At 55.9% G+C, this 12,115-nt stretch carries 10 protein-coding genes and 1 other annotated feature; of the genes, 4 read left to right on the plus strand and 6 right to left on the minus strand.

The features are described 5' to 3' along the window. Window positions 1–22 precede the first annotated feature (22 nt). A complete protein-coding gene (locus QOX26_RS00890) occupies window positions 23–2,422 on the minus strand; it encodes an ATP-dependent helicase (RefSeq protein ID WP_283673003.1) in 2,400 nt (799 codons plus the stop codon). Between the two features lie 121 nt (window positions 2,423–2,543). Between QOX26_RS00890 and QOX26_RS00895 the strand changes: the two genes are divergently transcribed. Further along, a complete protein-coding gene (locus QOX26_RS00895; protein WP_283673004.1) occupies window positions 2,544–3,380 on the plus strand; it encodes an MBL fold metallo-hydrolase in 837 nt (278 codons plus the stop codon). Between the two features lie 56 nt (window positions 3,381–3,436). Here QOX26_RS00895 and QOX26_RS00900 read toward each other — a convergent pair whose 3' ends face one another. From QOX26_RS00900 to QOX26_RS00920, 5 genes are all read right to left on the minus strand, one after another. Next, complete coding sequence (locus QOX26_RS00900) at window positions 3,437–4,147, minus strand: sigma-70 family RNA polymerase sigma factor (RefSeq protein WP_283673005.1); 711 nt, start codon at window positions 4,145–4,147, stop codon at window positions 3,437–3,439. Beyond that, the gene (gene spoIIAB / locus QOX26_RS00905; RefSeq protein WP_283673006.1) at window positions 4,144–4,581 is read right to left on the minus strand and encodes an anti-sigma F factor; all 438 of its coding nucleotides are present in this window, start codon (window positions 4,579–4,581) and stop codon (window positions 4,144–4,146) included. Before spoIIAB ends, QOX26_RS00900 begins: the two co-directional genes overlap by 4 nt. A 2-nt stretch (window positions 4,582–4,583) precedes the next feature. Next, entirely contained in the window at window positions 4,584–4,904 is a 321-nt protein-coding gene (locus QOX26_RS00910) for an anti-sigma factor antagonist (RefSeq protein ID WP_283673007.1), read from the minus strand. A 76-nt stretch (window positions 4,905–4,980) separates the two neighbouring features. Next, window positions 4,981–6,285 (minus strand): bifunctional folylpolyglutamate synthase/dihydrofolate synthase, encoded by a 1,305-nt coding sequence (locus tag QOX26_RS00915; protein ID WP_283673008.1) that lies wholly within the window; start codon window positions 6,283–6,285, stop codon window positions 4,981–4,983. Window positions 6,286–6,381: 96 nt separating this feature from the next. After that, window positions 6,382–8,994 (minus strand): valine--tRNA ligase, encoded by a 2,613-nt coding sequence (locus QOX26_RS00920; protein ID WP_283673009.1) that lies wholly within the window; start codon window positions 8,992–8,994, stop codon window positions 6,382–6,384. A gap of 73 nt (window positions 8,995–9,067) precedes the next feature. Then, window positions 9,068–9,311: a binding site (T-box leader), on the minus strand. Window positions 9,312–9,473: 162 nt separating this feature from the next. On the opposite strand from QOX26_RS00920, the gene QOX26_RS00925 reads away from it, so the two are divergent. The 3 genes from QOX26_RS00925 to QOX26_RS00935 all read left to right on the plus strand — a co-directional run bounded on the left by QOX26_RS00925 (window position 9,474) and on the right by QOX26_RS00935 (window position 11,835). Beyond that, window positions 9,474–10,304 carry a transporter substrate-binding domain-containing protein gene (locus tag QOX26_RS00925; protein WP_442870198.1) on the plus strand — a complete coding sequence of 277 codons (831 nt, stop codon included), beginning with the start codon at window positions 9,474–9,476 and terminating at the stop codon, window positions 10,302–10,304. Between the two features lie 84 nt (window positions 10,305–10,388). Then, window positions 10,389–11,033 carry an amino acid ABC transporter permease gene (locus tag QOX26_RS00930; RefSeq protein ID WP_283673011.1) on the plus strand — a complete coding sequence of 215 codons (645 nt, stop codon included), beginning with the start codon at window positions 10,389–10,391 and terminating at the stop codon, window positions 11,031–11,033. 13 nt (window positions 11,034–11,046) lie between these two features. Beyond that, window positions 11,047–11,835 (plus strand): amino acid ABC transporter ATP-binding protein, encoded by a 789-nt coding sequence (locus QOX26_RS00935; protein ID WP_283673012.1) that lies wholly within the window; start codon window positions 11,047–11,049, stop codon window positions 11,833–11,835. The last annotated feature ends 280 nt before the right edge of the window (window positions 11,836–12,115 follow it).

The following is a 12,115-nucleotide window of genomic DNA, read 5'->3' on the forward strand; positions in this document are numbered from 1 at the left end:
ACCGTATCGGGCTTTTTTCTGTTTAAATGCGCTCCATAAACTGCGCGGCGCTCTTGGCCATCAGACGCTTGGTGCCCTTCTGGTCAAAGGCGATTTCAAGCAGGCTGTCACCGCCCATGGGCTTGGACGAAGTGACCATACCCTCGCCGAACGCCCGGTGTGAAACGCGGCAGCCGACCGGAAAGTCCGGCGCGGCGGCAGCAGTTGCCGCTGCTGCTGCACGCGGTTTGGGCGGCTGTGCTGCGGAAAAGCTGCGTGCGGACTCAATGCCCAGCTGGCAGGGCTTATCCTCTACCGGCGGACGCAGCTGTTCGGCAGATACGTTGCTGTCAAACAGCTCGGACGGCATCTCCTCAATAAAGCGGGAGGGACGCGCGTACTGTGTGCGTCCGTACAGCATGCGGCGCTCGGCACAGGTCAGATACAGCTGTTCCCGCGCACGGGTGACCGCGACATAGCACAGGCGGCGCTCCTCCTCCATGTCCTCATCCCGTTCGGACGCACGGAAGCCGGGGAATAAACCGTCCTCCATGCCCGCAAGAAACACCACCGGAAATTCCAATCCCTTGGCTGAGTGCATCGTCATCATGACGACCGCGTCCTCTTCCTCCCCGGTGTGATCGGCGTCGGTATAGAGCGCCATTTCTTCCAAAAAGTTTGCCAAGGTCGGCGTTTCGGTGCGTTCTTCATACTCGACAATGTTGGACTTGAGTTCCTCGATATGCTCAAGCCGACCCTTGGACTCCATGTCGTTTTTGGCCATCAGCGCGGACACGTAACCCGAGCTTTCGAGCAGCGCGTCGTACAGCTCGGTCAGGCTCAGGAATTCCCGCTGCTGCCGCAGATTTTCAATCATCTGTCCGAACTTCTCCATCGCACCCGCACCGCGTGACAGCGCCGGATACTGCGACGCGTTTCGCACCACATCATAGAGCAGCACGCCCTCGTCCAGCGCAATCTGGCTTGCGGTTTCGACCGAGCGGTCGCCGATTTTGCGCGCGGGCACGTTGATGATGCGCCGCAGGCGCAGCTCGTCGGCCGGATTCTCAATCACCCACAGATAAGCGAACATATCCTTGATTTCGGCGCGCGAGAAGAAGTCGCGCCCCTTGTAAATGCGGTACGGAATGGCATTGCGGATAAAGGCTGATACAATGTTGTTCGACAGCACGTTGTTGCGGTACAAAATCGCAAAATCGCCCCATTTGTGTCCCTCACGCACACCTTCGACGATGGTATCCGCAATGTACGCGGCCTCGGAATCCTGATTGTCCGAGCGGTGCAGCTTGATTTTTGCGCCGCCCTGCTGATCGGTCCACAGCTCCTTGCCCTTGCGCTGCGCGTTGTTGCGAATCAGCTCGTTGGCGGCGTTCAGGATATTGCCCGTCGAGCGGTAATTCTGCTCCAGCCGGATGGTTTTCGCATCCTGAAACTGCTTTTCAAACTCCAGAATATTGGTAATCGTCGCACCGCGGAATTTGTAGATGGACTGGTCGTCGTCACCGACAACGCAGATGTTCTCATAATAACCCGCCAACAGGCTGGACAGGACGTACTGCGCATGGTTGGTGTCCTGATATTCGTCCACCAGTACATAGCGGAATTTGTGCTGATAGTATTCGAGCACATCGGGATTTTGCTGCAAGAGCAGTACGGTTTTCATAATAATATCGTCAAAATCGAGCGCGCAGGCCTTCTTCATTTCCTTTTCGTAGCGCTCGTACACGTCGGCAACCTTTTCGCGTACATAATCGCCGTGCGCGTCCACGCGGAACTGTTTGGGCGTCATCAGCTTGTCCTTGGCGCGCGAAATCTGCCCCATGACCATGCGGGGATCATAGATTTTCTCATCCAGATTCAGCTGACGCAGGATGCCGATGATGACGCGCTTCTTATCATCCTCATCATAAATGGTAAATGCCTTTTCAAACCCCAGCAAGTCAACATGACGGCGCAGGATGCGCAGACAGGCGGTGTGGAAGGTGTGCGCCCAAATCGCGCCCGCGTCCTCTTCGCCCACCGCAAGGGTCAGACGCTCGCGCAGTTCGCGGGCGGCCTTGTTGGTGAAGGTGATCGCAATGATTTCCCACGGCTTGACCGGCTGCATGCTGCACAGTAATTCGGCTCGCTCACGCTGCTCCTCCTGCGGGTCGGTCAGGTACTGCGTCAGGAACAGCAGCTCCTCCTCGGTTGCGCCTGCCGGTGCGAACTGGCTGGTCAGTCCCTGACCGTAGCGCAGAATGGCGGTGATGCGGTTGATGAGCACGGTCGTCTTGCCGCTTCCCGCACCCGCCAGAATGAGCAGCGGACCATCGGTCGAGAACACGGCCTCGCGCTGCATATCATTTAAATGCGCAAACCGCTGCTCGATGATGGCACGGCGGACGGCTGCATATTTCAAATCGAATTTGGTCGGTTCCATAAATCGGTATCCTCGTTTCCGTAAATCGCTGTATGGTAGTAGTATACCATACCGACTATGATAAAACAAATGTTCTCTTTTCACAAAAACGTGTTATACTGGACGCAGAAGGAGGTGCAAAATGAAGCTGACCTTTTTGGGTACAGGCGCAGCAACAGGTGTGCCGCTTCCCTTTTGCCGCTGTGCGGTATGCCGTTCGGCGCGCGCAAACGGCGGACGTGATGTGCGCCTACGCGCTTCCCTCCTGATGAACGACGATCTGCTGATTGACCTCGGCCCGGATGCGCCGGGCGCGATGCTGCGGTTCGGGTGCGACCTGACGCGCGTGCGTCACATTTTGCAGACCCACGCACACGCCGATCACTTTGACGCGGGACATTTTATCACCTGTGACCCCGCCTACGCAACGGTTGCCCCTCCCCCGATCGACCTTGTGTGCTCACCCGAGACCGCAGCCGCGCTGAATTTCAAGCTCAAGCTTGAGGACGAGCAGGCCGATTTGTTTTCTCCGGATTGGCGCGACCGATGCCGTGTGACGCTGCATCTGCCGCGTCACGGCGATACGATTGCCTTAGGCAGGTATGCTGTGACAGCAATTGAGTCGATGCACGGCGAAAACGGTATGATTTATCGCATTGCGCAGGGCGAGACCGCCGTGCTTTACGCCACCGATCTCGACCATTTGACTGCGTGCGCATGGAAGGAGCTGCGCCGTCTGCCGCTCAGTGCGACTATTCTCGACTGCACCTATGGCGCGGGCATCAACGGTGACGGCCATCTGAACGCCAATCAGGTAACCACGATTGTCCACCGCATGCGACAGGACGGCATCCTGCGTGCGGATGCTTCGGTTTACGCGACGCACATTTCACATGAGGGCAACGCACCACACGGCGAGATGGAAAAACAGGCTGACGGCTACCACATTGCTTACGACGGACTGACAATCGAGTCATAAACACAAAAAAGCGGAAGAACATCACGTTCTTCCGCTTTTTTGTCCCTCTTCTCTTCCTATGGATCGCTGAGCTGCCCGCGCAGCTGCTCAATTGCCCGTTTCTCGATACGCGACACCTGTACCTGAGACACGCCGATGATTTTGGAAACCTGCTGCTGCGTCAAATCGCGCGAAAACCGCAGCGCCAACACCTGCTGCTCCCGCTCGGACAGCGTTCCAATTGCCTCGCGCAACGACAGATAAAGGCACGTTCTCTCCTCCATGCCCTCGTCGCCGATGAGGTCGCTCAATCGCCCGCCGCCCGATAATTCGCGCTCAAACGAATCGACTGTCACATCAGCTTGCTCACAGGCCGCGACCTCTTCAATCGTCAGACCGGTTTCCGCCGCGAGCTCCGAAACCGTCGCCGCACGCCCGTTTTTGGCTTCGAGCGCGGTCTGTATCCGCCGCACCTTAACCGAACGCTCCTTGATGGCACGGCTGACCTTGACCGCACCGTCATCCCGCAGAAATCTCCGGATTTCACCCGTGATTTTGGGCACCGCATAGGTCGAAAACGCCGTTCCCATCGTCAAGTCAAACCCGCGCACTGCCTTGATAAAGCCGACGCAGGCCAGCTGATACAGGTCATCCGGCTCGACCCCGCGGCCGTAAAACCGCCGCGTGATGCTCCAAATCAGGCCGCTGTTCTGTTCGAGCAGCGTTTCTTCCGCTCCTCGTTCGCCCGCTGCCGCGCGTTCGAGCAGACCGGTCATTTCAGTCGTCACGCCTCGCGCTCCCGAAGCGTTTTTACCATGGTCACGATTGTGCCCCTGCCCTCCGCCGAGCGCACGCGCAGCTTGTCCGTGAAGGTCTCCATGATGGTAAAGCCCATGCCCGAGCGCGTGTCGTCACCCGTGGTGAACATCGGCTGACGCGCCTGCTGCACATCTGCAATGCCGCGGCCGCTGTCCTTGACCTTCAGCTCGAGCGCTCGCCCCTCAAATAGGCGGACTGAAACCGTGATAAAACCCATTTTATCCGCATAACCGTGCACAATGGCATTGGTGACCGCCTCGGATACGACGGTCTTGATGTCACCGAGCTCATCCATCGTCGGGTCAAGCTGTGCGACGAACGCACCGACCGCCTGACGCGCAAAGGCTTCGTTGACCGAGCGGCTTTCAAATTTAACGCTCATTTTGTTGATTGCCTTGAGCATGCTCAGTCCCCCTTTTTCTCAAAAATCATGATGGACGGCAGTCCGGCCGCTTCAAACACCCGCATGGGCTGCGGCGGTGTGCCGCGCACGGCAAATTCCCGCTTGGTGCGCGCACAGGTTCGGAACAGGTTCATCACGACGGCTAACCCCGAGCTGTCCATAAACGTAAGTCCGGACAGCTCGAGCGCCAGCCGATCGCAGGGGAACAGTACAAGCAAATCTTCTGTTTTTTCGATCGCATTTCTGGCCTCATGGTGATCCAGTTCGCCGGAAAAGTGCACGATCAGCTCAGTTTCTTTTGTTTCTTGTTGAATATGTAGCATCTCTCGTCACCTCAAACATGCAAAAAGGGCTTGTACCCTTTCGCGGTACAAGCCCAATTTACCATATATTTCCGTTTTATTCTGCCGTTTTCTGTCGTGTGCGCAGGATTTTTTCAGCTTCTCCGATTAAAAACAGCGATCCGCAGATCAGCACGCAGTCATTTGGCTGCGCGTGCTGAATTGCAAGCGCAATTGCCTGCTCAGCCGTGCCGCAGTCGTACACCTCGCTGCACTCCTGCTCGGCGATGGCGGCAAGCGCCTGCGCACAGAGCGCGCGGTCGTTATCGCTCGGCTCACAGGCATACAGCACGTCCGCCCGTTTGGCCACCATGCGGATGCACGGCTCATACTCCTTGTCGCGCACCATGCCCATGACGACCAGCAGCCGGCGCATTTTGAGCATTTCATCCACCGTATTGCACAGCGCGGTCACGCCCGCCATGTTGTGCGCACCGTCGAGCAGCACAAGCGGTGCTTCGCGCAGACGTTCGAGCCGTCCCTGCATGCGTGCGGCGGCAAGACCATGCACCGCGGCGGGCACCGGAATATCCCATCCTCGCTCACGCAGGGCGGCAATCGTGTGCAGCGCGGTCATCGCGTTCTGCAGCTGATGATAGCCCGGCATCGCAAGGGTGTAACCCTGCCCTTCATACACAAAAGCAGAGCCGGTGATGTCGCAGCGGAGCAGCTTGATATCGTTCTCGTAGCTGCACCAAACGCCGCCCGCCGCATCACACGCGCGCAAAAGAACGGTCATTGCCTCGGTGGTTTGGCCGGGGGCACAGATTACTGCGGTCGCGTGCTTGATGATGGCAGCCTTCTCACCCGCAATCTCTGTAATTGTGTCGCCGAGCACCGACATATGGTCGCGCGAAATCGGCGTCAGCACAACAGCCTCGGGCGAGTCGATGACGTTGGTTGCGTCGCACCGGCCGCCAAGACCGGTTTCGAGCACAACGATATCGCATTCCTGCTCCAAAAAATAGAGGAACGCCAATGCGGTCGTAAATTCAAACTCGCCGATGGATTCGCCTTCGGGCAGTGCCAGACTCTCCGCCGCGAGCGCCACGCGCTCGGCCAATCGGGTTAAATTATCGTCCCCGATCATCTTGCCGTCCACGCGGATGCGCTCATAAAACTGCACCAGATAGGGTGAGGTGTACAGGCCGGTACGGTACCCTGCTTTTTGCAGCACGGACGCGAGCATACAGGCGGTCGAGCCCTTGCCGTTCGTGCCCGCGATATGCACAAATTTCAGCTTCTTCTGCGGGTCGCCCAGCGCCGCGCACAGCGCACGGATGCGGTGCAGACCGGGTGCGCCGGAAAAGCGGCCAAGCGAATGGATGTATTGTATGGCTGTTTTGGGAATGTCGGTATCCATGATAAACCTCTTTTTATGCAATATTTCTTCTATTATAGCACGTTTCTATCAAAAGAAAAGGAGAAACCGAAGTTTCTCCTTTTCCTGTATTTTGGTTTATCCCAGCGCGGCGATGGATTCCTCCAGCTTTGCGAGATGCTCGCGCAGCTTGTCGGCCTTCTCACGCTCCACGGCAACGACCTTCTCAGGCGCCTTGTCGACGAAGCCGGGGTTGTTGAGCTTCTTCATGACGAACTCGATGTCGTCCTCAACCTTGGTCTTCTCTTTCTGAAGACGCTGACGCTCTGCCTCAAAGTCGATCAGATCGCCCATCGGCATATAAAGCTGTGCATCCTCGGTAACGACGGAGGCCATCTTGGCGGCGTCCGCGGGTACTGCGTCAATCAGCTCAATATCGGACGCATACGCAAGCTTGGGGAAGAAGACGCTGCCTGCTTCAAAGGTTGCCTTTTTCTCGGTCAGCACCAGCACCTTGGCCTTTTTGGAAGGCGGTACGTTCATTTCCGCGCGGCGGTTGCGGATGGCGCGTACGGCGTTCATCAGCGTTTCCATCTGCGCTTCCTCAGCGGCAAAGTTCAGCGCTTCCTTGTACTCCGGCCAATGGGATACCATGATGCTCTCGCCCTCATGCGGCAGCGCCTGCCAGATCGTCTCGGTCAGGAAAGGCATGAACGGGTGCAGCAGCTGCATCGCGCCGGACAGCACGTAGCACAGCACCTTCTGCACGTTTTCGTCCTTATTCTGCAGGCGGGTCTTGGCGATTTCGATATACCAGTCGCAGAAGTTCTCCCAGATGAAGTCGTTGAGCTTGGTAGCCGCAAGGCCCAACTCGTACTTGTCGATATTATTCGTCACATCGCGCACAAGCGTGTTGAACTTGGATACGATCCACTTGTCCTCCAACGCGAGTGTCTCAGGCAGCTCGGCCTTGTCGATGGTCAGGTTCATCTGGATAAAGCGGGACGCGTTCCAAATCTTGTTGCAGAAATTGCGGCTCGACTCCACGCGCTCGGTCGAGAAACGCATGTCGTTTCCGGGGCTGTTGCCCGTCGCGAGGGTGAAGCGCAGCGCGTCCGCGCCGTACTGGTCGATGACCTCAAGCGGGTCAATGCCGTTGCCGAGCGACTTGGACATTTTTCTGCCCTGCGCATCGCGCACCAGGCCGTGGATATAAACGGTGTCAAACGGCGTTTCGCCCATGTGCTCCACGCCGGAGAAAATCATGCGCGCAACCCAGAAGAAGATGATGTCATAACCGGTGACCAGCACCGAGGTCGGATAGAAATAATCAAGCTCCGGGGTCTTTTCCGGCCAGCCGAGCGTCGAGAACGGCCACAGCGCGGAAGAGAACCACGTATCGAGCACGTCCTCCTCCTGACGGACATTCTTGCTGCCGCACTTCGGGCAAACGTGAATATCGTCCTTGGAAACGACCATCTCGCCGCAGTCGTCGCAGTAGAAGGCGGGAATGCGATGACCCCACCAGAGCTGACGGGAGATGCACCAGTCGTGCACGTTTTCCATCCAGCGCAGATAGGTCTTGGAGAAGCGGTCGGGAACGAATTTGGTCTCGCCGTCGTTGACGACCTTCATCGCGGGATCGGCCAGCGGCGCCATCTTGACAAACCACTGTGCCGAGGTCATCGGCTCAACGGTGGTCGAGCAGCGGTAGCAGGTGCCCACGTTGTGCTCATGCTCCTCAATCTTGACGAGGAAGCCGCCCTCTTCCAAATCCTTGACAACTGCCTTACGGCACTCGTAGCGATCCATACCCTGGTACTTGCCGCCGTTTTCGTTGACGGTTGCATCCTCGTTGAAAATGAGAATCTGCTCGAGGTTGTGGCGCTGACCCATGTCAAAGTCGTTCGGGTCATGGCAGGGCGTGACCTTAACACAGCCTGTGCCGAACTCCATATCAACATATTCGTCACCGAAAATCGGAATTTCACGGTTCATAATCGGCAGCATGCAGGTCTTTCCGATCAAGTGCTTGTAGCGCTCATCGTTCGGGTTGACGGCAACGCCGGTATCGCCCATGAAGGTCTCGGGACGGGTGGTCGCCACAATCAGCTCACCCGAGCCGTCCGTCAGCGGATAGCGCAGATGCCACAGCTTGCCGGGCTGGGTTTCATACTCAACCTCAGCGTCCGACAGCGCGGTCGCGCAGTGCGGGCACCAGTTGATAATGCGGTGTCCCTTGTAAATCAGTCCCTTGTCATAGAGGTTGACAAACACCTCGCGCACAGCCTTGGAGCAGCCTTCGTCCATCGTGAAGCGCTCGCGCTCCCAGTCGCAGGATGAGCCGAGCTTCTTGAGCTGGTCGATAATGCGGTTGCCGTACTGGTGCTTCCAGTCCCACACGCGCTCCAAAAACTTCTCGCGGCCGAGGTCGTAGCGCGACAGCCCCTCCTCCTTGCGGAGGTTCTCCTCAACCTTAATCTGGGTCGCGATGCCCGCATGGTCGGTGCCCGGCACCCACAGCGCCTCAAAGCCCTGCATGCGCTTGGTGCGAATCAGGATGTCCTGCAGGGTTTCGTCAAACGCGTGACCCATGTGCAGCTGACCGGTGACGTTCGGGGGCGGAATGACGATGGTGAATGGCTTCTTATCGGGATTGACCTCGGCATGAAAGTAGCCGTGATCGTTCCAGAAGCTGTACAGCTTGTCCTCGACCGCTTTCGGGTCGTAGACCTTGGGTAGTTCGTTCATTGAAAAAGCTCCTTTTCAAGATGATTGACAGTTTTGACGGCGGGATAACAAAAAAAAACGGTTTTCGTCCTCAAACTAGGACGAAAACCGTATGTTTCCGTGGTACCACCTAAGATTCGCAGCTTGTGCCGCGCACTCAAAGCCCCTAACGCGGGCGAGACGAAACGACTTACTGTTTTGGCATGCCGACTTGCATGCGCTGTTCTGCCGTTTTGCTCCAAAGCGACCTTCTTTTCCGTGCACTGAGAACTTGCACCCACCGTTCTCTCTCTAAAAGCTGCAAGGCGGAAAATACTCCTCTTTCTCTTCGCAGTTCCTATATAACGTTGTTATTATAGGATAAGCATATCCGTTTGTCAAGGTTTTCACGCATACGTGCTTAAAAATGAATTAAAAATTGCACTTGATTTTCTTAAATAAAGTGGTACAATGGTAAATGACTTTTGTACGGAATTAGGATGAGGAGGACCCCCATGAAGATGAAAAAGTATTTGAGCCTGCTGCTTGCGGGCGCAATGTGCGCCACGCTTTTGGCCGGCTGCGGCGGCGGCACCGCTGATAAGTCGGACACGCCCGCTGACAATGCCTCGGCCGCCAGCGATCTGCAGTACGTAACGGATAAGGGCAAGATGGTCATCGGCTACACGGTTTACGAGCCGATGAACTACACCGACGCAAACGGCGAATTCACCGGTTTTGACACCGAGTTTGCCAAGGCAGTCTGCGAAAAGCTGGGCGTTGAGCCGGAATTCGTGGAAATCAACTGGGATACCAAGGTTGTAGAGCTCAATGCCAAGAGCATTGACTGCATCTGGAACGGCATGACCATTACCGACGACCTCAAGCAGAACATTTCTGTTTCCGACCCCTATGTTAAGAACATGCAGGTTGTCGTCATCAAGGACACCAACAAGGACAAGTTCGTCGATACCGCTTCGCTCGCTTCCGCGAACCTTGTTGCCGAAGCAGGTTCTGCCGGTCAGGCCGCGATTGAGGCTGACGCAAGCCTTTCTTCCGCCACGCTGACCACGGTCACCAAGCAGACCGATGCGCTGCTCGAGATTAAGTCCGGCGCTTCTGATGCCGCCGTGCTCGACTGGACACTGGCCAAGAGCATGATTGGCGAAGGCACCGATTTTGCCGACCTGATGATGATTGACGGCGCCGAGCTCTCCGTTGAGGAATACGGCATCGGCTTCCGCAAGGACAGCGATCTGTGCACCAAGGTCAACGAAGTCATGGCTGAACTCATCAGCGAGGGCACGCTGCCTTCTCTGGCTGAGAAATATGGCCTGAGCCTTGCGGCATAATTTATCACTACAATAGAAAACGTCGGACGGGACAGCATTTTTTGTGCTGCCCCGCTTGACTTTGTTTGGGGAAAGGAACTGCCAATGAACATTTCGGTCATTTTTTCCAGTTTGGCCGTAAGCTTTGGAATTAATTTCAAGATTTTCATTATCACGTTATTGCTTGCGCTTCCGTTCGGCCTGCTGATTTCCTTTGGCGCGATGAGCCGCTTCCGGCCGCTGCGCTATCTGATTAAAACACTGGTTTGGGTCATTCGCGGCACGCCGCTGATGCTGCAGATTATCGTGATATTTTACGGCCCCGGCCTGCTCTGGGACGGCGATTTGCTGCCGCGCCTGACGGCAACATACGTGGCGTTTTCCGTCAACTACGCCTGCTATTTTTCCGAAATTTTCCGCGGCGGCATTCAGTCGATTCCGCGCGGTCAGTATGAAGCCGGTCAGGTGCTCGGCATGACCAAGAGCCAGATTTTCTTCAAGGTCACGCTTTTGCAGGTCATCAAGCGTGTCATCCCGCCGATGGGCAACGAATTCATGACGCTCATCAAGGACACCGCGCTGGCAAACATCATTGCAACCAAAGAAATCATCATGATGAGCAAGGAATTTGCGACCAAGGGTCTAATTTGGCCGCTGTTTTCCACCGCCCTCTTCTTCCTCGCCTTCTGTGGCATCCTGACGTTGCTGTTTAACTGGCTGGAAAAGAAGATGGACTATTTCCGCGTATAAAGGAGGAGATTTCATGCCGATCCTAGAGGTACAGCACATTAATAAAAGCTTCGGCCAAACGCAGGTGCTTAACGATATCAGTTTTTCGCTTGAGCGCGGCGAAGCGATGGCCATTATCGGCTCGTCCGGTTCGGGCAAGACCACGCTACTTCGCTGCCTGAATTTCCTCGAAACGCCCAACTCGGGAAAAATCATTGTCAACGAGGAAACACTGTTTGACGGCAGCCGTCCAACACAGCCGAGCGATGCGGAGATTCGTAAAAAGCGTCTTCATTTTGGAATGGTTTTCCAATCATTTCATTTGTTTCCGCAGTATACCGCACTGGAAAACGTCATGCTTGCCAGCCTGCTGCTCGCCAAGGAGCGGCCGGACTACAAGCAGAACAAGCGTGTCATTCATGAAGAGATCGAGCACCACGCCATCGCACTGCTCGAGCAGATGAGTCTGAACGGGCGCATGACGCACTATCCGCACCAGCTGTCCGGCGGTCAGCAGCAGCGTGTTGCCATCGCCCGCGCGCTTGCGCTGAAACCCGACATTCTCTGCTTCGACGAGCCGACCTCGGCGCTCGACCCCGAGCTGACCGATGAGGTTCTGCGCGTCATCCGCGGACTGGCGGACAAGCACACCACCATGATTATCGTTACCCACGAGATGGCGTTCGCCCGCGATGTGGCCGACCACGTGGTATTTATGGACGACGGCGTCGTTGTGGAAGAAGGTCGTCCGCAGGATGTGTTTGAGAACACACAAAACGAACGAACAAAGGCATTTTTGCATCGTTTTTCACAAAACAGCTAAAGAACGGAAAAGCACCTAAAAACTTTTCGTCTGAATTGCCTAAAACACGGTTTACAAACCCAAAAGAATGCGTTAAAATAGTCACGTGGTAAGGAAATCACGTGACTTTTTCGTATATTTGTACAGCCTTCCGTGGTTAATTTTTGGTGATTTTTTTGTGCATTTCTGTTGAAGTTATGTAATGAATTTGTTACAATAAGCATGAGGGCGCACAGCCTTGCGCCAAAGGACACGATAAAAAGCCTGGCGGCCTTTTATACAATTAAAATTTTTGAAATGG

This window comes from Butyricicoccus sp. Marseille-Q5471 (assembly GCF_951230135.1).
Lineage (GTDB): Bacteria > Bacillota > Clostridia > Oscillospirales > Butyricicoccaceae > Agathobaculum.